This window comes from Candidatus Aciduliprofundum sp. HYA1 (assembly GCF_056175085.1).
Genome location: NZ_CM149694.1, coordinates 83,419 through 108,092, shown reverse-complemented (window position 1 = coordinate 108,092; position 24,674 = coordinate 83,419). Strand labels below are relative to the sequence as shown.

Annotated in this window: 29 protein-coding genes and 1 riboswitch; of the genes, 15 read left to right on the top strand and 14 right to left on the bottom strand. The window is 45.9% G+C overall.

Annotation, left to right across the window (positions count from 1 at the left end; genetic code table 11):
- Nucleotides 1-29: 29 nt before the first annotated feature.
- Both AC0S1O_RS00660 and AC0S1O_RS00655 read right to left on the bottom strand, forming a co-directional pair.
- Nucleotides 30-497, bottom strand: coding sequence for a TIGR00725 family protein (locus AC0S1O_RS00660; RefSeq protein ID WP_475393840.1), 468 nt, complete (start codon nt 495-497; stop codon nt 30-32).
- A 44-nt stretch (nt 498-541) separates the two neighbouring features.
- A complete protein-coding gene (locus AC0S1O_RS00655) occupies nt 542-949 on the bottom strand; it encodes a single-stranded DNA-binding protein (RefSeq protein ID WP_475393839.1) in 408 nt (135 codons plus the stop codon).
- 166 nt (nt 950-1,115) lie between these two features.
- On the opposite strand from AC0S1O_RS00655, the gene AC0S1O_RS00650 reads away from it, so the two are divergent.
- Genes AC0S1O_RS00650 through AC0S1O_RS00640 form a run of 3 tightly spaced genes read left to right on the top strand, consistent with a single transcriptional unit; the run spans nt 1,116 to nt 3,019 of the window.
- Nucleotides 1,116-1,865, top strand: a complete 750-nt coding sequence (locus AC0S1O_RS00650; protein WP_475393838.1) for an RAD55 family ATPase — start codon at nt 1,116-1,118, stop codon at nt 1,863-1,865.
- Nucleotides 1,862-2,590: an RAD55 family ATPase gene (locus AC0S1O_RS00645; protein WP_475393837.1), complete on the top strand. Its 729-nt coding sequence runs from the start codon at nt 1,862-1,864 to the stop codon at nt 2,588-2,590. The genes AC0S1O_RS00650 and AC0S1O_RS00645 overlap by 4 nt, the downstream gene beginning before the upstream one ends.
- A 33-nt stretch (nt 2,591-2,623) precedes the next feature.
- A complete protein-coding gene (locus AC0S1O_RS00640) occupies nt 2,624-3,019 on the top strand; it encodes a hypothetical protein (RefSeq protein ID WP_475393836.1) in 396 nt (131 codons plus the stop codon).
- A gap of 76 nt (nt 3,020-3,095) precedes the next feature.
- Here the strand turns inward: AC0S1O_RS00640 and AC0S1O_RS00635 are convergent, their stop codons facing one another.
- A complete protein-coding gene (locus AC0S1O_RS00635) occupies nt 3,096-4,121 on the bottom strand; it encodes a DUF5700 domain-containing putative Zn-dependent protease (RefSeq protein WP_475393835.1) in 1,026 nt (341 codons plus the stop codon).
- Nucleotides 4,112-4,306 carry a hypothetical protein gene (locus AC0S1O_RS00630; protein WP_475393834.1) on the bottom strand — a complete coding sequence of 65 codons (195 nt, stop codon included), beginning with the start codon at nt 4,304-4,306 and terminating at the stop codon, nt 4,112-4,114. The genes AC0S1O_RS00635 and AC0S1O_RS00630 overlap by 10 nt, the downstream gene beginning before the upstream one ends.
- A gap of 94 nt (nt 4,307-4,400) precedes the next feature.
- Here AC0S1O_RS00630 and AC0S1O_RS00625 point away from each other — a divergent pair, with 94 nt between their 5' ends.
- Nucleotides 4,401-4,790, top strand: a complete 390-nt coding sequence (locus AC0S1O_RS00625) for a 30S ribosomal protein S6e (RefSeq protein WP_475393833.1) — start codon at nt 4,401-4,403, stop codon at nt 4,788-4,790.
- Between the two features lie 5 nt (nt 4,791-4,795).
- On the top strand, nt 4,796-6,016 hold the full coding sequence (locus AC0S1O_RS00620; RefSeq protein WP_475394496.1) for a translation initiation factor IF-2 subunit gamma: 1,221 nt from the start codon (nt 4,796-4,798) through the stop codon (nt 6,014-6,016).
- Here the strand turns inward: AC0S1O_RS00620 and AC0S1O_RS00615 are convergent, their stop codons facing one another.
- On the bottom strand, nt 6,017-6,628 hold the full coding sequence (locus AC0S1O_RS00615; RefSeq protein WP_475393832.1) for a hypothetical protein: 612 nt from the start codon (nt 6,626-6,628) through the stop codon (nt 6,017-6,019).
- 75 nt (nt 6,629-6,703) lie between these two features.
- Here AC0S1O_RS00615 and mobA point away from each other — a divergent pair, with 75 nt between their 5' ends.
- Complete coding sequence (gene mobA / locus AC0S1O_RS00610; RefSeq protein ID WP_475393831.1) at nt 6,704-7,246, top strand: molybdenum cofactor guanylyltransferase; 543 nt, start codon at nt 6,704-6,706, stop codon at nt 7,244-7,246.
- A 20-nt stretch (nt 7,247-7,266) separates the two neighbouring features.
- Nucleotides 7,267-7,776, top strand: coding sequence for an NADH-quinone oxidoreductase subunit NuoE family protein (locus tag AC0S1O_RS00605; RefSeq protein WP_475393830.1), 510 nt, complete (start codon nt 7,267-7,269; stop codon nt 7,774-7,776).
- On the opposite strand, the gene AC0S1O_RS00600 is transcribed toward AC0S1O_RS00605, so the two are convergent.
- On the bottom strand, nt 7,773-8,978 hold the full coding sequence (locus AC0S1O_RS00600; protein ID WP_475393829.1) for an amidohydrolase family protein: 1,206 nt from the start codon (nt 8,976-8,978) through the stop codon (nt 7,773-7,775). The genes AC0S1O_RS00605 and AC0S1O_RS00600 overlap by 4 nt on opposite strands.
- Before the next feature lie 78 nt (nt 8,979-9,056).
- Here AC0S1O_RS00600 and AC0S1O_RS00595 point away from each other — a divergent pair, with 78 nt between their 5' ends.
- Nucleotides 9,057-9,839, top strand: a complete 783-nt coding sequence (locus AC0S1O_RS00595) for an MBL fold metallo-hydrolase (protein ID WP_475393828.1) — start codon at nt 9,057-9,059, stop codon at nt 9,837-9,839.
- Here AC0S1O_RS00595 and AC0S1O_RS00590 read toward each other — a convergent pair.
- Complete coding sequence (locus tag AC0S1O_RS00590) at nt 9,832-10,167, bottom strand: DUF3783 domain-containing protein (RefSeq protein ID WP_475393827.1); 336 nt, start codon at nt 10,165-10,167, stop codon at nt 9,832-9,834. The genes AC0S1O_RS00595 and AC0S1O_RS00590 overlap by 8 nt on opposite strands.
- 4 nt (nt 10,168-10,171) lie before the next feature.
- Nucleotides 10,172-11,980 (bottom strand): aldehyde ferredoxin oxidoreductase family protein, encoded by a 1,809-nt coding sequence (locus AC0S1O_RS00585; protein WP_475393826.1) that lies wholly within the window; start codon nt 11,978-11,980, stop codon nt 10,172-10,174.
- Nucleotides 11,981-12,057: 77 nt separating this feature from the next.
- A riboswitch (Fluoride riboswitch) is annotated at nt 12,058-12,118 on the top strand.
- A gap of 16 nt (nt 12,119-12,134) precedes the next feature.
- Between AC0S1O_RS00585 and AC0S1O_RS00580 the strand changes: the two genes are divergently transcribed.
- From AC0S1O_RS00580 to AC0S1O_RS00555, 6 genes are read left to right on the top strand one after another with little or no spacing between them, the layout of a single operon-like run.
- Complete coding sequence (locus tag AC0S1O_RS00580) at nt 12,135-13,094, top strand: respiratory chain complex I subunit 1 family protein (protein WP_475393825.1); 960 nt, start codon at nt 12,135-12,137, stop codon at nt 13,092-13,094.
- Nucleotides 13,091-13,717 (top strand): hydrogenase, encoded by a 627-nt coding sequence (locus AC0S1O_RS00575; protein ID WP_475393824.1) that lies wholly within the window; start codon nt 13,091-13,093, stop codon nt 13,715-13,717. The genes AC0S1O_RS00580 and AC0S1O_RS00575 overlap by 4 nt, the downstream gene beginning before the upstream one ends.
- A 6-nt stretch (nt 13,718-13,723) precedes the next feature.
- Nucleotides 13,724-15,070, top strand: a complete 1,347-nt coding sequence (locus tag AC0S1O_RS00570) for a proton-conducting transporter transmembrane domain-containing protein (RefSeq protein ID WP_475393823.1) — start codon at nt 13,724-13,726, stop codon at nt 15,068-15,070.
- Nucleotides 15,067-16,317: an NADH-quinone oxidoreductase subunit D-related protein gene (locus AC0S1O_RS00565; protein WP_475393822.1), complete on the top strand. Its 1,251-nt coding sequence runs from the start codon at nt 15,067-15,069 to the stop codon at nt 16,315-16,317. Before AC0S1O_RS00570 ends, AC0S1O_RS00565 begins: the two co-directional genes overlap by 4 nt.
- Nucleotides 16,317-16,889: an NADH-quinone oxidoreductase subunit B family protein gene (locus AC0S1O_RS00560; protein ID WP_475393821.1), complete on the top strand. Its 573-nt coding sequence runs from the start codon at nt 16,317-16,319 to the stop codon at nt 16,887-16,889. Before AC0S1O_RS00565 ends, AC0S1O_RS00560 begins: the two co-directional genes overlap by 1 nt.
- Entirely contained in the window at nt 16,886-18,670 is a 1,785-nt protein-coding gene (locus AC0S1O_RS00555; RefSeq protein ID WP_475393820.1) for a proton-conducting transporter transmembrane domain-containing protein, read from the top strand. Before AC0S1O_RS00560 ends, AC0S1O_RS00555 begins: the two co-directional genes overlap by 4 nt.
- Nucleotides 18,671-18,681: 11 nt before the next feature.
- On the opposite strand, the gene AC0S1O_RS00550 is transcribed toward AC0S1O_RS00555, so the two are convergent.
- Nucleotides 18,682-19,188 (bottom strand): methyltransferase family protein, encoded by a 507-nt coding sequence (locus AC0S1O_RS00550; protein WP_475393819.1) that lies wholly within the window; start codon nt 19,186-19,188, stop codon nt 18,682-18,684.
- 73 nt (nt 19,189-19,261) lie between these two features.
- Between AC0S1O_RS00550 and AC0S1O_RS00545 the strand changes: the two genes are divergently transcribed.
- Entirely contained in the window at nt 19,262-21,031 is a 1,770-nt protein-coding gene (locus AC0S1O_RS00545) for an ATP-dependent DNA ligase (protein WP_475393818.1), read from the top strand.
- Nucleotide 21,032: 1 nt separating this feature from the next.
- Here the strand turns inward: AC0S1O_RS00545 and AC0S1O_RS00540 are convergent, their stop codons facing one another.
- Genes AC0S1O_RS00540 through AC0S1O_RS00520 form a run of 5 tightly spaced genes read right to left on the bottom strand, consistent with a single transcriptional unit; the run spans nt 21,033 to nt 24,563 of the window.
- Nucleotides 21,033-21,842 carry an ABC transporter permease gene (locus AC0S1O_RS00540; RefSeq protein ID WP_475393817.1) on the bottom strand — a complete coding sequence of 270 codons (810 nt, stop codon included), beginning with the start codon at nt 21,840-21,842 and terminating at the stop codon, nt 21,033-21,035.
- Nucleotides 21,835-22,752, bottom strand: a complete 918-nt coding sequence (locus AC0S1O_RS00535) for an ABC transporter ATP-binding protein (RefSeq protein WP_475394495.1) — start codon at nt 22,750-22,752, stop codon at nt 21,835-21,837. The genes AC0S1O_RS00540 and AC0S1O_RS00535 overlap by 8 nt, the downstream gene beginning before the upstream one ends.
- On the bottom strand, nt 22,742-23,218 hold the full coding sequence (locus AC0S1O_RS00530) for a hypothetical protein (RefSeq protein ID WP_475393816.1): 477 nt from the start codon (nt 23,216-23,218) through the stop codon (nt 22,742-22,744). The genes AC0S1O_RS00535 and AC0S1O_RS00530 overlap by 11 nt, the downstream gene beginning before the upstream one ends.
- Nucleotides 23,215-24,204, bottom strand: a complete 990-nt coding sequence (locus AC0S1O_RS00525; RefSeq protein WP_475393815.1) for a DUF1648 domain-containing protein — start codon at nt 24,202-24,204, stop codon at nt 23,215-23,217. The genes AC0S1O_RS00530 and AC0S1O_RS00525 overlap by 4 nt, the downstream gene beginning before the upstream one ends.
- Nucleotides 24,201-24,563, bottom strand: coding sequence for a PadR family transcriptional regulator (locus AC0S1O_RS00520; protein WP_475393814.1), 363 nt, complete (start codon nt 24,561-24,563; stop codon nt 24,201-24,203). Before AC0S1O_RS00520 ends, AC0S1O_RS00525 begins: the two co-directional genes overlap by 4 nt.
- Between the last annotated feature and the right edge of the window lie 111 nt (nt 24,564-24,674).

The window sequence follows — 24,674 nt, the reverse complement described above, 5'->3', positions numbered from 1 at the left end:
ATGGCAAAAGGAGGGGTTGTAAAAAAACTTTACCTTATTTCCCTAAGGGCAAGTTCAACCGCTTCTTCAGGACTTCTCGCCTCAATGTATTTTCCCTTTGTTATTTTGCTCTCATCAATTTTCCAGGATTTCAAGGCCACAACGGTTTTTCCCTCGTTTAGTGCGAATGAAATTTCGCTCAGGGTGCCTATGTATCCGTCAATGGCTATCAGCACATCGCTTGCCCTGACGAGAATGTGATTTCTTGCAAGGCCGTAGTGGGTGGGTATTGCAATGTCCACGTACTCATTGGCCTCTTCCTTTCCATGGGGTAAGATTCCCATGGTCAGTCCACCTGCATCCTTTGCCCCTCTGGAGGCATGGAGCATTACTCCTCTGAGCCCACCGGAGGCCAGAACACAGTTGTTTTTGGCAACAAGAAAACCGACCCTGTAAGCGAGATCACAGATCTCATCATTGCAGGATGAACCACCTATCACCCCGATAACAGGCAACATAAAAACATAAAGAAGAGGTAAAATAAAAGGGTTTGCAGATGGATTTACCATCTGTTGTAATTTCTACGGTTGTTGTACCTTCTGTTATTGAACTGCCTCTCATGCTCTTCGGCACTCATGTCCAAACTCTCATTTACCTCTCCAATCTCCTCGTCGCTCTTTTTTATGCTCCCATACTTTCCAACATTCAGGCGCATGTGACCTCGAACAAGTGAAATGTATCCGTTGTCCACGTATATGGTCTCTCCCTCATCCACGAGGTCCGCCTGTTCGTTCCAGAGAGACATAATAATTGTACCTGTCTCATCTCCCACAATGGCTTCGGTCACATGCTTTGTTTCTCCATACTTGGTGTTTATCTCCTTAGGCTCTCCCTTATGAAGAACCTTTGCCAAAACATTCACTCTCTTGGCATTTGGGTTCAAGTCCTTTATTTTGGTTAATTCTTCCATTTTCTACACTTCCTTTTTCCTTAGAGCCCACTGGGGCTCAGTCACACTAAATGGTGCTTGTATAAAAAACTTCGTACAAAATTTTGAATTTTCTGCATAGCCATGCTTTATCACGGCAATGATGTGGAGAAGTTATTAAATATCTGTTTTCAATTTGCAAAACAGAATGAAAACAGTGCCCTTGGGAGTGAACAACCTGGATACGTTCATACCGGGAATAAGGGATGAATCTCTCAACATGATTTACGGGCCCCCCGGTTCCGGGAAAACGATCTTTGCGATGCAGTACCTTGCCGCCGGAGCTAGGAGGGGCGAGAATGTGCTCTACATATCCCTCGATCAACCCACATGGGTGGTCAAGAAGAATTTTGAGGACTTTGACCTGTTCCTTGATGAGGTTTACATCTTTGACGCAGTACCCATTGTTTCCGGGAAGGCGGAGGTGAAGCCCGTTAGGGAGGTAACACCCATAACGAGGCCTTCAAAAATGAGGGATGCTGAAAAGGGAAGGAAGGTTTTTGAGGCGGATGTTCTCTCTCTCCGGGCCACCCTGAAAAATGTGTTTGACCGTGTGAAGTTTGACAGGATCGTGGTTGATTCCATAACCTCGCTCAGATATTTTTACATGAGGGGCCTAAATCCTGATTCCGGTGTTCATACATTCCTGAATTTTCTTGAGGAGAGTTCAAGAAGTGCTATTTTGGTCACTGCCGAAAGTTATGATAAACTAATCTCCTCCAAGCCAATGATGGACTCTGTGTTTTTCATAAACTCTGTCAACAGGGAGTTTGAGTTGACGATTGAGAAGAGCACTGTTGGGTATGCCATAGATAGAATCCCTCTGGTTCTCACCAAGAATGGTTTCTCTGTTGAGGACAAATTCTATGTTAAATTCACCAGGAGGGGTAAGAAATGAGGGTTAAGTTCGGGGTTGCAGGTCTCGATAAAATGCTGGATGGGGGGCTTCTCCCAGGCAATACCTATCTCCTCATAGGGGACACAGGTACGGGGAAGACTGTTCTTGCATCGCGCTTTCTCCTTGAAGGTCTGAACAATGGAGAAAACTGTCTCTTCGTCTCGGTTGATAGACATCCCTCAGTGGTTCTGCAGCGTATAATGCTTGGATTCGGATGGAATCTTAGCAGATTGCGTGTTATGGACGCAGTGCCCATGGAATCACTTTACTCAAAGGCACCCACAATAAAGGATATCACTGCCAAGGGTGAAATAAGGTCTGCCTACGAAGAGAAGGAAAAAATGGGGAAGGGTGGGCTCAGTGTTGAGGGGCTCATAATAAAAATAGGTGGTGAGTTGAAGAAGGGTAAGATAGATAGGATAGTTCTTGATTCTCTAACGGTATTCAAGAATTTCTCGGTGGATGAGGCGAGGATGCTGCTCAGTATCCACAGGCTCTTCTCCTTTTTACAGGGTACGGGGGCAACCACACTCATAACAGCCTCCGACAAGATGGATTTGAGGGCCGAAATTCTCCTCAGTTCAGGGGTAATTCAACTTGAAAAAAAGTCAACATCAGCAGGTGAGGAAAGATATGTTAAAATTCTAAAAATGCGCGGATCAAGTTACGATGCAAGGGCCAAGAGGATGTACATCACAGAGGATGGCGTGTTTGTTTTAAGATGAAGTTTTATATACCTTCAAATTTATAATCTTTCAATGACCTATGAGATACCCGAAGAGGAGGAAGTTGAGAAAATCATACTGAAAATTCTTCATAGGAGGGGTGTTGTTGAGTCACAGGCGGAACTTCACAGGGAGGTTATGAGGCATCTTGAAAGAAAAAACAAAAATTACAGGTTGAGTGGAAGAAGAATGAGGATTATAGCCCTCAACAGCGGTCATGTTGGGATTGAGATAAGGTACAGGCTCACGGATAAGGAGGTTGAAAGCATTGAAATTTGCCCGGTTTGCGGGTCAAAGATGGTTAAAATTTCAAACTCCACTCTTGATGGCCACAGGGTCATAATTGGATTCAGATGCACCTCTTGCCCCTATTGGACGGGAAAGAGGCTGCGTGTGCCCGTAAGGTACATATTCAGGTATAAAAAGTGATTTGCACTCTACAATTTCTCTTTTCTCCCAAATCTTTCCAAAATAATATTAAGTGGTGCTGCATTTTCCTATTCTGTCATACGGTAATGTATCTCTCCAGTAATGTGCTAATAATATCAATTGATTTATATGAGAAAGTGAATCTTCCCAATGATTCTGCTGCCTCATTATAAAGGAGTATGAATTTGAGAGGATCTCCAACGCAGGAAATTATATTCTCTCCATACACTTCCCAGATTGTGGTTGCCATATGATACCCTATTATGTGACCGGACATGGGAATGGATTTCAGTAAATCGGAAACGATTTTTCTTTCAAACGAACTCTCTGGGAGATTGCCCAGGATTCTATCCACAATCCTTATGATATTATCCGATCTTTTTAAATTCTCACTGAATTTCGTTTTCCAGGTGTGTAGAAATTTGGATTTAATCTCATCTAAACTTAAAAGGTGGGGTTTATCAATCAAATCGGCAATACCCTCTGCCTCCATCTGATTTAACAACCAGATTACGGGAAATTCATTATCCTGTACAGATGGAAGATGTAACTTCGCAATCTTATTCCTGTAAAAATGATGCATCTCGTGGGCTATCATATAAATCAGAAATGTGCCAATGTCTTCTGCAAATACCAAATCAACTACGATTGGTAAGTAGCCTCGAGCATCATAGCCGAATATAACAAAGGATACTATGGGTGGCTCATACTCGCCCATAATGTTTTTTGGCAAGTACATTCCAGTCATATCAAATATTTTGGACTCATGGGATTTTATGGTTGCTCTTACCTCATTGGTTACCCGAGGGAGTTCTTCGTACATATTTTTCACATACACGTAATGCTGCAAAAAACGGGAAACAATGTCTTCTTCTCTCATCTTCTTCTCCAGCGTTCCAATTTTAGAGGGCATAAATGCAAGTGTGAAATAATTTTTAAAAAAATCCCTGTCAAATTCGTTATCTATCAAAGCCCTGTATCCCGGCGTGGAGAAGAGAGAGTTCCACCCCTCCCCGGACGGTTCTCTATCATTTTTGAGAGCCGCGAAAATCTTCTCAAATTCCTCTATTCCTGAGAAGTCAAGGTTCAGGCTCAAACCCATCCTATTCTCTCCAATTCCCTGTCTTTCTTGGTCTTCTTCTTGAATTCCTTGTAATGTTTCTTGCACAGATGCACCTTGGTGCTCTTTCCTCCCTTCAGCGAGAATACCTTTTCTGCCTTTTTGCGTGCCACCGTTTTCACGGCTTCCTCATCACACCCGACCACATCGCATGTTTTCTCTGCCATACTCCTTCAAAATTTTTCAAATATAATAACCTTTGCCTTCCCTCACAATAACTTTAAAATAAAAGTTCCCATTATGCACGATAGGTGAGGCTAAATGGCGAATTTCAAGGTAGTGATAAATGACACCAAGACGGGAAAATCGTATCAGAAGGAAATTAGCGGGACAAAGGCCAATTCCCTGATAGGGAAGCGTATTGGCCAGGAAATTGATGGGGTTTTTGTTGATTTGCCTGGTTACAAACTCGTGATCACAGGAGGTACTGACAAGGATGGCTTTCCAATGAGAAAGAACCTCCAGGGAGCACGCAGGAAGAAACTGCTTTTAAAGGGAGGCATAGGGTTCCATCCCACTCGCCCAGGTATGAGAAAGAAGAAGATGGTAAGAGGCAATACCGTATCCGCGGATATTGTGCAGATAAATATGAAGATCGTGCAGTACGGCCCAAAGCCAATTGAAGAGGCCATAAAGGAAGGTGAAGCATGAGCCGAATGCCCAGACAGCCAGAGGTCAATATCGGAATGGTTGGGCATGTGGACCATGGCAAGACCACTCTGACTAAAGCCATTACTGGTAAGTGGACGGATACTCACAGCGAGGAGATGCGCAGGGGTATCACAATAAAATTGGGCTATGCAGATGCTGCCTTTTACAAATGCAGAGATGTGGAGCCGCCTCAATGCTATGTCTCCTCCCCTAAAAAGTGTCCAGATGGGGCAGATTTGCTTCGGGTTGTGTCCTTCGTGGACGCGCCTGGCCATGAAACGCTCATGGCAACCATGCTGAGTGGGGCTGCGATAATGAATGGAGCCCTTCTTGTAATAGCGGCCAATCAGAAATGCCCACAACCGCAGACCAAGGAGCATCTTATGGCCCTGGACATTGTGGGCGTGAAGAACATAATAATCGTGCAGAACAAGATCGATCTCGTGGATGACTCCCGTGCGAGGGAGAATTATAGGGAAATAAAGGAATTTGTTAAGGGTACTGTTGCTGAGGATGCACCCATAATACCTGTAAGCGCGCATCATGATGCAAATATTGATGTGCTTATAGAGGCCATAGAGAAGCATATTCCAACTCCAAAATTTGACCCCACCAAGCCCCCGAGGCTCTACATTGCAAGAAGTTTCGATGTCAACAAGCCCGGAACAAGGCCCAAGGACCTTGTGGGCGGGGTGATAGGGGGTTCCCTCATCCAAGGTAAGTTTAGGGTTGGCGATGAGATAGAGATCCTTCCCGGCTTCTACGTTATGAAGGGAAACAAGGTTGGCTGGGAGCCAATTCGTACGGAGATAGTATCTCTCATGGCTGGGGGTGGCGCATGGGACGAGATCAAGCCGGGAGGACTTGTTGGCATAGGTACGAAACTTGATCCCGCCATAACCAAGAATGATGGACTCATAGGAAGAATGGCCGGTAAACCGGGAACATTGCCACCGGTACTTGAAAACATAACAATGGATGTGCACCTCTTGGAGCGTGTGGTGGGTTCCAGGGAGGAGAGGAAGGTCGAGAAGATAAAGACCAACGAACTTCTCATGCTCAACATAGGAACCCTTGCCACCGTGGGGCTCGTCACAAGTGCCCGTGGAGATGAGATTGAAATAAGACTAAAGTACCCGGCGGTGGCAGAAGAGGGGCAGAGAATTGCGATAGGAAGAAGAATAATGAACAGATGGCGTCTTATAGGTTACGGAATAATAAAGTGATCAATCGTAATCCAATTTTGTTTGCTTTCTTTCTCTATTGACAAGGTGTTTCAGGTCGTATCCATCAATGACCAATTCGCTCAGCACCTGGATGAATTCGCTGTTGAAATCCTTTGTGGGTAGGTACGCAGAATTGTTTCTGGGCACATGGAACCCCTGAGATAGGAGGATTTCGAGCGCCCTTTTCCTTTCCGCACCCACAATTTTTTCCCTGTACTGGGGTATGCCCACATTGCATTTCTCAATCTCCCTCATAAAAATTGGCCTGTTGAAAAGTTTGTACAGGATGTAAAGAGCAATATCCGGTGCCTCCTCCTCGTTTATCTCCTTTACCTTGCTTCCAACGATCTCGTAGATTGTTCTCTTATTATTCTGCTGCACACTGTAAACCTTTGCCGGCTTGATATACCTCTCCTTCAGAATTCCAAAATCGGCCATGGCCTGGAGATAACCTGTTAGAATCAATCTGTGCTTTCTTATTCCCCTCTTCTCCAACTCCTTTGAAAGGTCGTTTATGGACCTTCCATCCTTGCCCAAGATTTCGATTATGAGGTCCTTGAGAGGCTTCTCCACAATCTCCTTACCCATGAAAATCTGAAATGTGATTTGCAACACCCTATAAATAGGTTTTGTCATTGCATATTCACGCAAGGAAAATAATAATAGGCGAGAGAGTATTGCAACCATGTGCGCGCATACGTGCTCGTTGGTCTCTCAAGGCGACTTCCCGGAAAGCACACGATGGAAGTGATTTCAGGTAAGAGGCTCATAGACCTCGTGGTTGAGAACCTGCAAAATTTCGGGCTTGATGTGGTCGTTTACTCAAAGATCCCCCTGAAGGTGGATGTCCCTGTTCTTTATGATGAATCCTCGTGGATTCTGGAATCTGTCGTCTCGCTCCTGAAGATGGACGATTCCTTTCTTCTATTTGGCGGCGATATGCCCCTTGTGCGGAGGGAGGCTGTAGAACTCATCTTGAAAAATAAGGAGCCAAAGAGCATCGTTCCAAGGTGGAGTTCAACGGGGTATCTTGAACCTCTTCATGCATACTATGCTCGCTCCACGATTAAATGTCTGGAAGGTGCCAAGAGTCTAACCCTCGGACTGCAAAATTGTCCCTATGTGGATTTTGTCCCTGCTGAAAAAATGCCCGAGGAGACGTTCTTCAATGTGAACACATCTGAGGATCTTGAAAGGCTAAGGAAAATTCTTGCGGTAAAAGATAAATAAAAAGATACCCATATCATCCCATGGAGCATGTTATCAGGGAAATCATTCAAAAGCATTCTCAAAGGGATTCAAATCTCCTTTCAATTCTCCACGCGATCCAGGACGAGTTTGGCTATATACCGAAGGAGGCCATGAATATTTTAGCCGAGGAAACGGGAAAAAAGCCCGGTGAGATATACGATACCGCCTCTTTCTATTCATTCTTTCATTTTGACAGGCCCGCAAAGCATGTTATACGGGTTTGCAACGGCATAGTTTGCAATTTGAAGGGTTCAGAGAGAATAATAGAGGCAATAGAGAGGCAATACGGCATAAAGGATGGGGAAACCACAGAGGATGGCCTTTTCAGACTTGAAGTGGTGGAATGCATCGGGCGCTGTGAAGTTCCACCAGCCATGCTTGTGGATGATAGAGCATACGGAAATCTCACTTCCGAGAGCGCGGCCAATGTCCTTACAATTGATGCCCTTGATCCTGAGGCGAAGATTCCCGAATTGAAGGTTGCGGCGGTGAGATTGAAAAAATGTTAAATTTTTCCATATCTCATTTTCCCATTCACAATTGTGTATTCCACATTGAGCCCGTTGAGAGCGTAAACTATATTGGATACAATGGTATCCTTTCTTAAAGGCAATCCGTTGGGCTTGGGATTTAGCACAACAATATCTGCTAGTTTTCCTTCCTCTATGCTCCCTGCATTTAAGCCCAGTGCCTTGGCAGCATTCACAGTGGCAAAATCAAGAATCATCTGAGCATTTGTCACGCTCGCATCCCATCTCTCATTCTTGTGCAGTAGTGCGGCGAATTTCATAACCTCAAACATATCAAGGTTGTTGTTGCTCACAGTGCTATCTGTCCCTAGGGTTATTGTGATTCCTTCATTGATCATTTCCACTAAGGGCATTGAACCACCATTTCCAAGTTTCATGTTGCTTGTTGGATTGTGGGATGCCTTAACCCCGTTTCTTGCAAGCATTCTTATTTCGTTGAGGGTGAGCCATACAAGATGCACCGCGATAAGCTTGGGGGATAGAAAATCAATTTTATCCAGGTACTCAACAGGCCTGAACCCTGTCTTTTTGCGATGCTCATAAACCTCCTTTCTCGTCTCGGAAACATGCATGGTCATTAGAGTGTCGTACCTATCGGCAATTTCCTTTGCTTTAAGAAGGGTCTCTTCAGAGCAAGTGTACACACCATGGGGAGCAACCATGGGAATTATCAAATCCTCCTTTGAATATTCCTGTACGAAATTTTCAGCGTTTTTTAGAGGTGAACCCTTCTGGGTGGTGATATCCTCATCAACAACTGCCCAGCCCAGAAATGCACGTATTCCCTTTTTCATAGCAATTTCAGCCACCACATCTTCATCGGAGTACATGTCCACGAAGGTTGTTGTTCCCGTGCGAAGCATCTCATCTATGCCAAGTGAAGCACCACGGCGAAAATCCTCTCTGGTTCTCTTGGATTCCAGGGTCCACATCCTATTTAGAAATTCCTCAAGATCAACATCGTCGGCAAGGCCCCTGAGATCGGTCATTGGAATGTGGGTGTGAGTGTTTATCAGCCCGGGCATAACTATCTTATTTTTTCCATCGATTATGATATCTGCCTCCACGTTGACCTTTCCAACATCGGTGATTCTGTTATCTTCAACATAAACATCTCCTTTAATTATATCTCTGCGTTCATTCTGAGTGACAATCCACGCATCACGGATGAGAATGCTCATATTCCGTAATCATTCACCTCCTAAATATGTTTTTGTCCACACCAAAAATTAAATCCTATCACAGTATTAGCCTCCATAGTGACCAGGATAACTTTTCTAGGAACTGGTGGTGGGCGGTTCACCACCATATATCAGATTCGAGCCACTGGAGGGGTTTACTTAGATGATGGTATAAAAATCCACATTGACCCCGGACCCGGTGCACTTGTTCAAATGCACAGGTTCAAGGTCAATCCAACGAAAACGGACATCATAGCAGTCTCCCACGCTCATACTGACCATTACACAGACGCGGAGGTACTCATCGAGGCAATAACCAATGGAGGTACCAAGAAAAAAGGACTTCTTGTGGGGTCAAAGAGTGTGATTGAGGGCTACGATATTTATGATCCGGCCATTTCCAAGTACCATATGGGGCTCGTGGAAAAGGTTGCTGCTCTCTCCCCCGGAAATGTGGTGAGGTACAGGGGTATAAAGATTCGGGCCACAAAATCGTATCACAACGATCCAACTACCATAGGCTTTAAGATCGAAACTTCCCATGGGATAGTTTCCTATTTGGCTGATACGGATTACAACGATTCTCTTTCTAGGGCACATAGGAATGCAAGGGTTTTGATACTCCCGGTTACTAGGCCCCTGGGGGCAAAAATACCGTATCACCTGAGCACAAAGGAAGCTGCCAAACTGGTTGCGGCAATCAAGCCAGAAATTGCAATCCTGACCCATTTTGGACTAAAGATGATTGAGGAAAACCCTGATTTTCAGGCCGACTGGATATGGAAGGAAACGGGAATAAGGACCATAGCTGCAGATGATGGGATGGTTGTTGAGATAGGAAAGGATATTGAGATCATTTAGAGTGGAAGTATCTGTCTTCCTCCAAGAGTTCTTCCACAAGGTCTGCTATTTTCCACTGGAGGGAGGTGGGTGTGGAGGTGGCAAATATTATGTGCTCTTTAATTACTGACCTTATCTCCTTTATTGTTGAACCGATTTTTTCCTTTGGGATGTTGTGCATTATGACTATTCTCTGCTGTCCCAGAACCTCTCCGTTACCTTCCTTCCCTTGCTCTATTATCTCTCCGAGTTTTGTGTTTTCCATGTCCCTTGAGATGGTGATCACCTCATCGAAAACCCCTTTTATCTTTTCTATCTCTTCACTTTTAAAACCTATTAGCAGAAGCATTTTATCACCTTAAAAATGATGAGAATTCCTCAATCCCAAGGATCTTCAGTGTCTCCCTTTTTGGCACTCCATTTTCATCCCAGCCCCTTAGACGGTAGAATTCCCTGAGTGCTTCTATGAAATCCTCATGGTTTATGAATGCTGCATTTCCCCTTGCAGGTCCCTCTTCCTCTTTTTCCCACCATCTTGCTGGAATTGTATCGTCTTTTTCAGGAATCAAGCCCGAGGCAATGGCGTAAACTCTGGATATGCACTCGGCTCTCCATCCCACATTTTTCAAATCACCCGAAAATTGGAGGGGTGAGAGCATTTTTTCTATGTCCTTCATTTCCCAGGGTACGAATTTGCATAGGCCCAGGGTATCGAAGAGTGCATCTTTATCCCTGGATTGAATTAGATTTGCAACGAGTTCCTTGGCAGGACCGTCATTGGGTAAACTGCGTGGATATGGCCAGCCCCTGAGGTGAGACGCACCCACATCTGCGGTTGCATAACTGAGCGCGTAGGTGCGCAATCCGCGGGGATCCCATGCCGGAGCTTCCAAGCCCTTGACATGAACAGCGTATCTCTTTCCTCTGTTGAGAATTTCTTCTGCCCTCTTCACCCCCTCTGCGAGGATTGCTCCGAATCCTTTGCGATAGGCGATCATGCGGAGCAGATTATCTTCCGCTTGGGCATCGCCAAATCCCTTAACAGGGATGCCTATTTCATCGTTTCCCACAATGCCCCTTTCTACGAGCTCAAACAGCCATCCTATTGTGTTGCCAGCGGCGATGGCATCTAGGCCCAGATCGTTGGCAAGGTGAATTAGATATGCCACCTCTGGAAAATCAAAAACCCCCGTGGCCGCACCAAGCATGCCGATGCTTTCATACTCCGGTTTAACCCGCAATTTTTTTCCGTTGTGTTCGATCTCAATGTATCTTGCGCATTTCACAGGGCAGGATTTGCCGTGCACGAATCTCTCCGGCTCGATTTCGTATTTCTTTGCCTCATCGCCACCAAGCTTCTTTGCCAGTTCCTCAGGAATGTATGGCTTTGAAAAGTTGTAGGCAGGGCTCATCCCCCTTGTGCCTGATAGTACAAGCGAGTTTGTCGTCCCATATGTTTTCAGCGAGGGAGAGGCACTTTCATCCAGTTTTTGGTAAAGTTCTGTGCGGATTTTGTTCCATTCATCCCTTTCTGGAATTTCAATTTTCATATTCTCAACGCCTATTGGTTTGATGAAAACTGCCTTGAGATTCTTTGAACCCATGACTGCGCCAAGACCTCCTCTTCCAGCCGAGCGCTCCGTGTCAAACATTATGTTGGCAAATCTTACCAGGTTCTCGCCTGCGGGTCCAATGGCCGCAATGGCCCCATCCCCGTGTTTTTTCCAGATTTCATCAGATACTTCGTACACACCCTTGCCCCGAAGGGAATCAGCCGGGAGGATCTGTACCTTTTCACCCACGGTGATGTAAACAGGGCTCTTTGCTCTACCCTCCACTATCATGGCAGCGTAGCCCCAGCGGTGCAGAAATGGACCGAATCTGTCGCCGGCGTAACTGTCGTGTATTAGATTTGTTTCAGGAGATTTTGATATTACAGCCACCTTGCTCGCTCCCGGGGCCAGACCGCTGAGAAGCCCTGGAACAAACAGGATCTTGTTCTCCCTGTAAAAAGGGTCTATGTTTGGAGGGACCTCTCTTGCGAAGATGTAGTATCCCAGGGCCTTTCCCCCCAGGTATTTTTTCACCGTGTTTTCCGGTAATTCTTCTTCCCTCACACTTTGAGTCTCAAGGTTGATTCGAATAATTTTTCCGGTAACCATCAGGCGTTGAGATGATTGCTAATATTAAATATTTTTGCAGGTCAATGCAAACCTATAAATATGGGAAGCAGATGCACCTGTGCTCGGGTGATGGCGTCCACCCCAAGTGCCAGCATGGCTGATGACGCCTTTTCGTGAGAAGAGGTGAACGCCAATGATCCCCCAGATAATAATAGGAGCAGTTCAGATGTTTGTGGTTCTTCTGCTCTCTCCGCTGATGGTAGGCATAATGAAAAGAGTGGAGGCGAGATTTGAATCGAGAAAGGGTATGAGCATATTTCAGCCATACTATGACCTGGCAAAGTTTTTCAGAAAGGAGACCCTCATACCCGAGAATGCGGGCTCGCTCTTCACAATTGCCCCCATTTTGGCCTTCACCGCCTACCTCATTCTTCCGTGGGTGGTGCCCATAGTATTTGGCACACCCTCATGGTTTGCTCCCACCGTGGACTTTTTGGGAGGAGCCTTCATATTTGGATTTGCCTCATTCTTCTCGGTTATAGGTGCTGAAAAAACAGGGTCGTATTACACGGGCATAGGGTCCACGAGAGGTGTGAATTTTGGTGCCTTTGCAGAGCCCGTTCTAATCACCGTGTTTTTTGGTGTGGCCCTCATAACGGGTGCAAATAATCCCTTTGTGACCAACGAGGTTTTGAGAAACAGCCCCTCTTGGATGCTCTCAACGACGCATATACTGCTCATAGCCGCATTCTTCCTCCTCCTTCTTTTTGACACCGGAAAACTGCCAATTGAGAGCCACGGAATGAGCGAGTTCGGGATGATTGGACAGGGAATTGGGCTGGAATACACGGGTCCTCTTTATGCCCTCAAGTCATGGGGAGCATATATGAAGCAGTTCATTCTATTTTCCGTGTTCATCAACGTTTTTGCAATTCCTTGGTTGATTCCCCTTTCCCTCACTCCATGGAACGTCCTATGGGGAACGGCCCTTCTTTTTGTGAAGATGCTCATTGTTATATTTGCGATGGTTGTTGTGGAGATGAGCGTTGCCAAGATTCGTCTTTTTAAGATAATTGATTATCTCACCTTCTCCTATCTGATGGCGCTTCTTGCAGTCATATCCCTGTTCCTCGTGGGAGGTGTGCCAAAATGATTCTCTTCACCTCAATTATTGATTTCATCGGTGTGCTCATACTCCTCTACGGGTTTGTGATAATAGCGGAAAATTTCATACACAGTTTGATTAGGCATCTTCAGGCACAGTCCATACTTCTCGGATTTCTGATTCTTGCCTTTGGTGTTTATCTTGGAGATTACGCGATTATTGCCCTCTCTGCCCTGACATTCATATTCCGGGGCTACGTTGTACCGGAAATACTCATAAAGGATTTGAAGAGGGATCCCGTGTGGAAGCATAGGGAACTTGAAACAAAGGCAAAACACACCCTTGTTGTGGGAATAATTCTTGCCCTGACGGGACTTCTGTTTTACAGGGCGATTTATACAACTCTGGGAACATGGAATGCTGCCATACCATTTGTTCTTCTCCTTCTGGGGCTTCTCATAATAGTTATGCGTAGAAATGCCATAGCCCAGATTTCCGGTTATATTGTGGAGGAAAATGCGCTTCTCTATATGGGTTTGATTCTCGCACCCATGAGTTTTCTGCTTGAGGTGGGAGTGCTCCTGGATATAATAGGTGCTGTGCTTCTGGCAGTCATACTCGGGGCTGAGAAGGAATATGGGCCCCTTGAAATTGACGAGCTTTCGGGGTGAGTTCAGATGTTCGGGTATTTTGTTTATGGAATAATCGTTCCTCTCTCCTTGGCCGTTCTCCTATCCCTCATCCCAAAGAAAATTGTGGGAATGGTTGCAAATGTTGTGGGTGCAGTTTTAGTATTTGTCATATCTCTGATCATTTTCTCAAATGGTGCAATTCAGGGCCCCTACTTTTATTTGGACACACTATCCCTTGGTATTATTCTTGTGATCTCCCTCACCTATCTTCTAGCCGTGCTCCATTCATTGGTTTGTCTGAAGGATATCAGGAGATTTTACCTTCCTGAGCATTATTACTGGGCACTACTTGCCCTGTTTGCCCTGACAATGGTTCTGGCAGTTTCCTCGCCAAATATAGGTTACGCATGGTTCTGGCTTGAGGCCTCCACGATTGTGAGTGCCGCCCTGATACTTGTGGAGAGGGGTAAGAGCCATGTGGAGAGTGCCTGGAGATACATTCTGATAGCATCTGCAGGTCTCGGAATGGCTCTTCTCTCGGTTATCCTGTTTGGCTGGGCCACGGGAGGGTTCATCTGGGTTGATGCCCATGTAACCAGTGCAGCTAAGCTCATTGGTGTTCTGGCCCTATTGGGCTTTGGAGCCAAGGCGGGGCTGTTTCCAGTACATACCTGGCTCCCGGATGCCCATGGCACGGCCCCATCTCCTGTGAGCGCCATGCTCTCAGGTGCACTCTTACCCTCGGCATTGGTCGTCTATTATAGAATTTTCAATGCTCTGCATTCCATTTTTCTATTTTACCTCACCCTTGCAATAGGTATACTCACACTCTGGATTGCTGCATTTCTAATGCTATCTCAGGTGCGTCTCAAAAGATTGTTTGCATATTCCAGTATGGATGTTATGGGCATTGCCACAGTTGGCATAGCCCTGAGTTATCTCTCACCAGGGGTTATGGATTATGTACTCATCCTCTTCGTTGCTCATGCCCTTGGGAAATCCGTTCTGTTCCTCATTGCGGGAGTACTGAAGAGAATGGGTTATGAGGAGATTGGAAGCATAAAAAATCTCGGGACATCGCCACTAATTGCATTTTCAACGGTGGTTGGTGCTATGACCGTCACGGGTGCTCCTCCATTCCCTATGTTTTTTGGAGAGTTCGGTATAGTTATGGGGCTATCATCCCACATATACGCATTTGCTGCCCTTCTGAGTGGCATAATTCTGTCTTTCCTCTCCCTGAATTACCATGTTCTCCGTATCATCTTCAACAGGGAGGATGATGGTATTGAGGTCGATCTGGCACATTCTGCGGTACCCTTTGCAGGGGCCCTGGGCATAATTGCCCTTTCTTTCATACTCTACTTCTGGATAGTGGGGTGGTCGCTATGAGCGAGAATTTTGAAATGGTGAATCCAGTTGATGTGGATGGAAAGTGGGTGCTTATCTCCATATTTGAAGGAACTGAGCAGAACCTTTACGTTTGGTTGAGTTACGATACAGGCGAGATCCGCTTTACGGGCTGGAACTCCGTTCCTGAGGAATTGTATTCAAGGAGACCCATTGCCAGGGCATACATGGGGAATTATTCCCTTTCCGATTCCCTTCCATGCTCCAAGACTCTAATTTATGGGCCTGCCGCGGGGGGTCTCGGAGAGGCAGGAGCGTTCAAGATTAGCACCTGTGGTGAGAGAATAAATGCGCTTGTGCCCTATTTGGGCTTCAAAAACAGGAATTTGGGTGCATTGGTAGTGGGTAAAAAAGTTTCAGAGGCGCTCGTTTATGTGGAGAGATTCGTAGGACAATTCTCGGTATCCTATGCATCTCTTTTTTCGGCAATATCCTCTGAGCCCGATGAGGGATGTGTGAATTATATGACCCTAGCCATGGAACTGGAAAGGGTACACAACCACATATGGGTTATGCACAAACTTGCAGGTGATGCCTCTCAGAAGGTTGCAAGCGCGCATCTGGCCGCAATGACTGAGGAACTTCTTCGCATAAATCATAAAGTTCTGGGCCACAGGTATGGGATGGGATTTCTCAGGCATGGCCCAAGGGGATATTCGGATTTTCACAGGAGAATTGAGAGCATTCATAGGGAATTCACAGATTTAAGTGAGGAACTGCTTGATTCCCGCATATTTGTGGATAGGCTTCATACAACGTGCACCTTGAATCGCGATGCTGTTCTCACAAATGATCTTGGTGGTATTCCCGCCCGCGCATCTGGAATTGCAAGGGATGCGAGAAAAATAGGAATTTTCAGAGAAGTTTATGGATGGCATGACCCCAAATTGGAAGGCGATGGAGATGCACTTGCCCGGCTCATGGTACGGGTGCAGGAGGTTGAAGAATCACTATCTTATCTGGAGAGCGCCGAGTGGGGTAAATGCAGGATCAAACCAAGAGATGGATTCCACTATGGTGTTGTGGAGGCTCCTCCAGGTGATGCCTTTATGGCCGTGCGCGTAGAGAACGGTTTTGTTAGAGAATTCATGTTAAGACCTGCATCTCTTCCCCTCTACCACGCATTTTCCTTGGGTATTGTGGGGAATGTTTTCACAGATTTTCCATTTGCCCTTGACAGTTTCGGTGCCTATTTTGCAGATGCCGATTCCCATGGGAGGTGGTCTTGATGTGGATGCTTCGCGGATTGAAAAAGGGCGTTTTGACCACAGGGTTTCCCCATGGGGATTTTGACGCTCCCAAATCCATCAGACCTGTGGATACAGGTAAGTGTCCCTTCCGTATGAATGAGTTTTCCTGTCTTGAGTGTGGTCTGTGCGATATGGCGGAAAATGATGAGAAAATTGAAGTTTTTTCTGAGATCGCTCTGAAAAGGTCCCTTCATTTATTCGTTATGGATGTTGGCTCATGTTCCGCCTGCAATCGGGAGGTATCCCTCCTCACTTCCCCCCATTACGATATTCACCGTCTTGGATTCTTCTTCACACCAACTCCAAAGCATGCCGACATAATGCTCGTTCTTGGAACACCCACGGAAAGAATGGTACCCGTGCTCAAAGAGGCCTACGAACTCATGCCGGAACCGAAAATAGTGGTATCCGTTGGTGCATGCGCAAATGGGGCCCTTGGTAAGAAGGTTGAGGATATAGTGCCTGTGGGTGCAAGATTATCGGGCTGTCCGCCCCAGCCCATTGAAATTTTAAAGGTGCTTCTGGGTGTTGCTGGGAGGTGGAAAAAATGAACTCTTTAATTCTCGTGCTCCTTTATCTTCTGGCAGGGGTTATTGGCATCAGATTTAGGAGATTATCCTATGGAATGGTTGCAGCTTTATCCGCCTTTACCCTTTTCCTCCTCTATTGCGGCATGGATGTTGGAGCAATCCAGTTTTACTTCATCCTACTATCGTCCCTTGCATGGCTCACAATATCCCTCTTCTCCCTAAAATACGAGATTGAGGATGGATTGCTGGCATCCACCTTCGCATTCACAACGGGCATGATGCTTCTCATCCTACTTGCCAGAGATGCCATAACTTTTCTTATTGGATGGGAGGGTATGACCGTTGCATCTTTCCTCTCGCTTTACTCCCACAAAAACTCTCGCAGGGCTGCTTATATGTTCATTGCCTTTGGAGAATTGAGTTTTATCTTCCTACTATCCTCCTTTGCCATTGCCTCCTCCCAGGCGGGAAGTGTGGTGTTTGAAACGTGGGGCTCAAATACATGGGATGCCGTGTATTTTCTGATGGCCCTTGGATTCATCATAAAGATGGCTGCAGTACCTGCACATATCTGGCTTCCGGAGGCCCATTCAAGGGCCCCGGCAAATATGTCTGCCCAGTTGAGTGCTGTGATGACCCTTATGGGTCTGTACGGGCTTATCAGGTTTTTGAGTGTTTCAATTCCAGATTTCTGGATCGGAGCGGTTCTCCTGATTCTAGGGGGGTTAAGTGCCCTCATCGGGGTGTTCTACGCTGCAATATGTGATCATGTGAAGAAACTGCCCGCTTACAGCACGGTGGAAAATGATGGCGTTCTCATAGCTCTTGTTGGTTCCTTCATAATAACTTTCCAGGGAGGTCAGCATCTGGTTGCTGCGTTCATGCTTCTAAGTGCGCTGTTCTTTGCATTTGCGCATACAATAGCAAAATCCCTTCTCTTCCTGGTGGCAGGAAAACTGGAGAGGAGTGGTGGTGAGTTTCTTGGAGGAAGGTACAAATTAACGCCCATGGGAGCAATTGCCGGGTATCTGGCTGCAATATCCCTGGCTGGAGTTCCTCCGCTTCCCGGATTTATCGCAGAGTGGAGCGCCATAGAATCCATGTTTCAATCCTTCTATTTTTCTGATCTATGGCTCAGGGTGCTCACCGTATCTGTTGGTGCTCTAATAGCCCTGACCGCTGGAATAAGCACCATTGCAATGAGCAAGTTCATAGTGCATGGGGTTGAGAGGAGGCAGCGGATCAGGTGGGAACCCTCTGATATTGGTTTTGCTCTTGGCTCTTTCACTCTTCTTCTGATAGGCTTTCTCCCACAGGTTGTTTTTAAAGCTGCATCTCCTGCAATAGAGCTCATAGCTGATGTACCTGTGGATAGGTTTCTGGGGGGATTGTTTGGAATTCCCAAGGGCTATCTCATAGTGTCCGGTAAGGGATTTGGCGTGCTTTCTCCAACTTTTCTCTTCCTGTTCATTGTGATAGTATTTCTCTCAGTTTACATTCTTATGCGAATTCCAATGAGGAGGTCCCGCGTTGTGGCACCCTGGAGCGGTGGACTGAAAAATGAGGAGTATCCTACCAGGGGGCATTCTTCAATACTGCTGCTCACCCAAAAATGGCTCTTCAGAACTGACAGAAGGATGAATTATGGAGATGTGTTTGTAATCGCTTACCAGTTTTTGGCAAATATTACCATTGCCGCATCGCAGAGGTTTCAGCGTGCCCTGATGCCTGGAAACGATAGAAGATACGTGCTTTACATACTTCTTGCCCTTCTCTTCTATATCATTCTCACAGTTATATGAGCCTCTCTTGCTCACCTCTTTTTCAGATGCTCAATCCCTTTTTTCAGGCATTCGAGGGAGAAGGAGAAGGGTTTTCTTCTCTTCAAAAATTCGCAGTACTCCTCACCAAATTCCCCGATGGTCTCCCGCTCTTCAATTGCGAGTATGAAGTACAGGGCGAAGAATGAAATCCATCCCGCATACAGAATTGCAAGGATTTTGGTCGTGAGGAGTGAAATGCCTATACCGAAGAATATTGAGCCGAACTGGGCAGGGTGTCGCATGCAGGAGTAAATACCCACGGTAACCAGTTTATCTGGCTTTTTTATGCCCTTTCTTATTTCAAAATGGCCATATTTTTTCAGGGTGCGTCCAGCTATGGCGTTGAGAAGCAGGCCGTAGAGTATGAGCACGATGCCCAGCCCAATTAAAGGATATCTGAATGGCCCGAGGTTGAGGAGGGAAGGAGAGAAATAACCTACGGCGATTATACTCACCCACGATGAGAACCAGAATCCGAATTTCCAGGCGAATCCCATGGTGATAAGTATGGCGCAAATAGGTAAATATTTTTCCGATAAATTCTTAAATCACGAAGATATAGATGCAAATATGGAATACAGGCTCATAGCCGAGACCTACGAGAAGGTGGAAGGCACAACAAAACGTCTCGAGATGACTGATTATCTTGTTCAGCTTTTCCAATCCACACCCCCCGAGATAATTGATAAGGTCATATATCTGACCCAGGGAAAGCTCTATGCCGATTATCTGGGCGTGGAGCTGGGACTTGCGGAAAAACTTGCGATAAAGGCCATATCCAAGTCCACAGGAATAAGGGAAGATGCCCTGAAGGATATGCTTCGAAGGTACGGGGATCTGGGCTCTGTGGCACAGGAAGCCATAAAGAAAAAAAGACAGACAACGCTCTTCTCCTTTGAAAAGGAGAAAAAACTCACCGTTGAGAAGGTCTATGAAAATTTTGAAAAAATAGCAAGGGCTGAGGGTGAGGGATCCCAGGATCGTAAGATCCAGCTTCTCGCCGAACTTCTGAACCTTGCGAGTCCCCTTGAAGCGAGGTACATAGTGCGCACCGTGGAGGGCAAGTTGAGACTGGGCATTGCTGACATGACCATTCTTGATGCCCTATCCATAGCCTTTGGCGGAAGTAAGGAACTGAGAAGTTTTGTTGAGAGGGCCTACAACATACATCCAGATCTTGGCTTTATCGCCAGAAAACTCGCTGAGGAGGGTATTGAAGGAGTTAAGAGCATAAAAATTCAACTGGGCATACCCATACGCGCGATGCTTGCAGAGCGCTTACCTTCCCTGGAGGAGATTCTTGCGAAGATGGGAGGCCGCGCCGCCTTTGAGTACAAATACGATGGTATGCGCATTCAGGGGCATGTGGGCGAGAGAGTATGGCTCTACTCCCGTAGGCTTGAGAACCTCACCTCGCAGTTTCCGGATGTTGTGGAAGCACTTAAGGAAGCCTTCAAGGGCGAGGAGGGTATATTTGATGGAGAAGCCGTGCCGGTGGATATAAACACGGGTGAATTGCTTCCATTTCAGGTGGTATCCCACAGGCGTGGAAGGAAATACGGAATTGAGAAGGCCATGGAGGATTATCCCGTTGTGCTCTTTCTCTTTGACATACTCTACCTTGATGGCGAGGATCTCACCCAGAAACCGTATCCAGAGCGCAGAAAAATTCTTGAAACCGTGATTCAACCCACCGAGCGTGTTAAATTTGCCCATCGCATCGTATCCTCCGACATTTCTGAGATAAGGGATTTCTTCAACCACGCCATAGAGGACGGCTGTGAGGGGCTCGTGGCGAAGAATGTGGGGGAGGAAAGTATATACCGTGCAGGGGCCAGGGAGTTTCTCTGGATCAAGTACAAGAAGGATTACAAGGTTGAGATGGGGGATACCGTTGATCTTGTGGTGGTTGGTGCCTTCGCCGGTAAGGGCCGTAGAAAGGGCACATATGGTGCGTTGCTCATGGCTGCCTACAATCCAGAGAAGGACAGGTTTGAAACTGTATGCAAGTTGGGAAGTGGGTTCACAGATGAGCAACTTGCCTATCTTCCTAAGAAATTTGAGGAGTTGAAAATTGAAAAAAGACATCCCCGAGTTTGGAGTGAGATGGACGCAGATTACTGGTTCGTACCCAAGGTGGTGCTTGAGGTTATAGGTGCAGAGATAACTCTCAGTCCCACGCACACCTGTGCCAGGGATGTAATTGAGAAAGGAAGTGGTCTGGCCATAAGATTTCCGCGCTTCACGGGAAGATGGAGGGATGATAAGAGTCCGGAGGAGGCCACGACAACCAGGGAACTGGTGGAGATGTACAGAAATCAGATAAAGAGAATTGGGTAAATCATTTCATTTCCCTGTAGTGAAAGATTACCGTTGCTAGGATCGCCGAGATTATGAAGTATGCCACCATGATTGCGATACCCTCTGTAATTGTGGGGTTGAATATCGTAACTGTGAAATGGGGCCCTGCTTGGATTATCTGTTTTGTGGGATAATCTCCGATGTAATTACCCTGGAAAACTAGGGTCAGTATTGAGGCCCCGTAGGTTATCGAGTACCAGGGCTCATGGCCGGTTAGCATTGAGATTGTATCCACTATGCTGAACACGAAGAAATAGATGATTGCCACAAGAACTATGGCCACAGTGCCCGTTTTCAGCATGGATGAAAACAGGTAGGTGAGGGCCAGCAGGCTCAGTAGGAACAGGAATGAAAGGGCAAAAGAGTACCATACTGCCTGAGGAAGTTTTCCATAGTAGTAGTAAACATCTGCAATGAGTATTGTCCAGTAGGTTAGCATGACTATTGCAGATGCCATGAAGGATGCGATGTACTTTCCCCAGAGTATTGATTCCCGCCTTATGGGATTTGGAAGCAGAAAATAGCCGGTTTTTGATTGGTACTCCCCCGCAATGGCGTCTCCTCCGAAGAACAGGGCTGCTAAGATGATGAGATAGGTTATTGGAGAAACCCAGTTCTTTGTGAAGTCCTTTATCTCCATGTATTGTGGATTTATGTAAATCTGTACAACCACCAAATACACGATGGCTATTGCAAGGGTTATCAGGAATAGGGTCAGTAACCTTTTTGAGCGTATGTAATTTTTAAACTGATACCTTGTTATTGTGAGCATCTGAAGCAGGTCATTCATTTCTCTCCCCTCCTATCAATTTGAGATAGGCCTTCTCAAGCGCCAGTGTTTCGCTTCTGTAACTTATCACCTTATAACCCCTTGAAATCATCTCCTTGAGTATCTCGTACTGCTCAGTAGCATTGCCTGTGAAGTGTATCCTCAATTTTTGAGGGGTTATCACCATCACTGCCTTCACATTTCGTATATCTTCTATTTCCCGGGCGCTCTTAATCGGCTCCATCAACTCAACCACCACCGAGTTTGAGGAGAATTTTTCTGTCACCCTATCAATTGAGTCGTAGAGTCGCAAAGTTCCACGATTTATCATTGCCACCTCATCACAGACCTCCGTAACTTCTGGCAAGAGATGGGAGGACATGAGAATCAGTTTTCCCTCCTTTTTCAGTGATTTTATTATATTCCTTATTTCTGCCATCCCCTGGGGATCCATTCCTGTTGTGGGCTCGTCAAGTATGAGTATGGAAGGATTGGTGACAAGGGCTGCGGCCATGGCCAGACGCTGTTTCATTCCCTTTGAGAACTTGCCAACACGCTTGTTTCTCCACTGGTAGAGTTTGACCGTTTCAAGGGCATGCTTTATCTCTCCCCTGTCTGCACCGCGAATATCGCAGAGCATGGATAGAATCTCCATGGGTGTGAGATATGGGTAGAACCCCGGCGTTTCAATGAGTGTGCCCACGTCTTTCAGCGCTTTTTTCATATTTCTCTGCACGCTGTACCCGTTTATTATTGCCTCTCCTGACGTGGGACGCAGGAGATTGGTGAACAGTTTTAGCGTTGTTGTCTTGCCTGCACCGTTTGGACCGAGGTACCCGATGCATTTTCCACCCTCAACCCTCAGATTCAGATTTTTCAGGGCGTAGAAATTGCCGTATTTTTTCGTTAAATTTATGGCCTCAAGGTACATTGGTTTCACCCTTTCTCTTCTCTCTCAGTATGAGCCACACTCCCACAGATACGATTATTATTCCTGTGAGGCAGATACCCCCACTTCCAAGTACCTGCAGACCCAGGGACATCAGGGATCCCTGAGATTTCAGACCCAATGTTACCGCAATGGTCTTGTTTGATAGGTTCTCTATTTTAAGAGTGTATGCACCCCCAGAAAGATTCAAGTTTTTTACCGCATCGCTTGTTGTATTTCCCTGAACAATTATGCCTGTGGAGTTGTAAAAGGAGTAATGTATCATCCCACTTGTTTTTATTATAAGCGTGTAGTTACCTGCGGTTAGATTGTACTCACTGATTTTCTCTTCATGGGGCCCGATCTGCTTCACCTCCAGACCTATGTTTGCAGTTGTGAGCCCGTATATCCCTATGGCTGCGATTATCAGAATCGCGCCTATCACAACCAAACTCGTACCTTTTTTCATTCTTCCACCTCCTCAAACTCCTTCCTTGGAGCGGTGTATCCACATTTCGGGCATTTTATCACGCCGAGCCCAGGAAGCGTGTATCCGTAGCCAAAGCTCTTCCTATCCATTTTTGGCGCCTTGAACACGTAACCACATTTGGGGCATTTTAGCATTTTCATTTTATTTTCCTCCTTTTTGAATTTCCTCCACCTGTAAATTATGTAGCCCACGGGCGCAAATGCCAGGATAATGGCCAGTATGGTAACTAGATTTATCATGGCGCTGGAATGCCTCACATTTGTTATGTATATTCCGATGTAGACCACAATTAAGATCAGGAGAACGAGGTTCATTGCAAGGATTGAACTCTTGAATATTGTATCCCTGCCGATTTTCATCTTCCCGGAATGCACAATGAGAGGATACCTCTTGCCCAGGTATATTATGAGATAAACGAATGCAAGGTAAATAAGTGCAAAAATAATGTACCATATGAAGAAATCTTCCTTGCTCGCCCAGCCATTCGGTTTGCCCTTCAAATCAAAATGCACCGCTATGGTCTCAGGTAGGGAATTGTAGGTTACGAGCATTATGAAGAGCAGGATGAAAAAGAGAATGAGACCGAGGTGCTTCCACAGGGGTCCTGCTTCAAAGGGCTTAATTGGTTCGGTGGATTCTATCTCAGGTACATTCAATTCCTCAAGTTTATGGGCTGCGTATATCACGCCTGCGATGTCGATGAATATAAGGGGCACGATAAACGCAAAGAGATAATAGATGAAGTAGGAGAAACTCAGGAATGAGAACGGAGTGAGCGAGATGGCATGTATGAGGCTCAAGATTCCCACAAAGCGGTTGCTCTTCTCCCAGACCTTCCTGCTTGAAAATGTGTACCCTATTTTCAATCCAAAATAAGGATTTGGCCCGATTCTCGGTGCTATGAACAATTCCAAAAGTGCCAGAATTAAATACACCACATTTATGAACGTGACCACGGTATTCATTCTCTCTCACCTCCATAAAGTATGGTTTCTGCCTGCTCCCTCAATTTTTTATAATCCTTCATAAGTTCCTTGAGCAGTTTTTTGCCCTGTGGAGTCAGCCTGTAGTATTTGCGGGGAATTCCCAGGGATGGTTCTGTCCAGAAGGATTCTAAAATGCCCTTCTTGGAGAAGTATCTCAGTATGGGGTAAATTGTTGCATCCTTTATTTTTATCTTTCCTTCGCTTTTGTTTTCAATGTGCTTTACAATTTCGTACCCGTAACTCTCGCCCAAATCATCTATGGCTTTCAGGATGAGCAGGGCATAGAGCCCGGAGCGCATCTCCCTGTTTATCTTCTCCCTTGGGCTCTCCACGGGCATCACCATACCTAACGATGTTATGTATATAACGATGATATATCAATTTTTCGGTGTGAAATCAAAAGATTTTGCACGCAGGAAAGGAATTTTATACCTTGTTGCCATATGGAA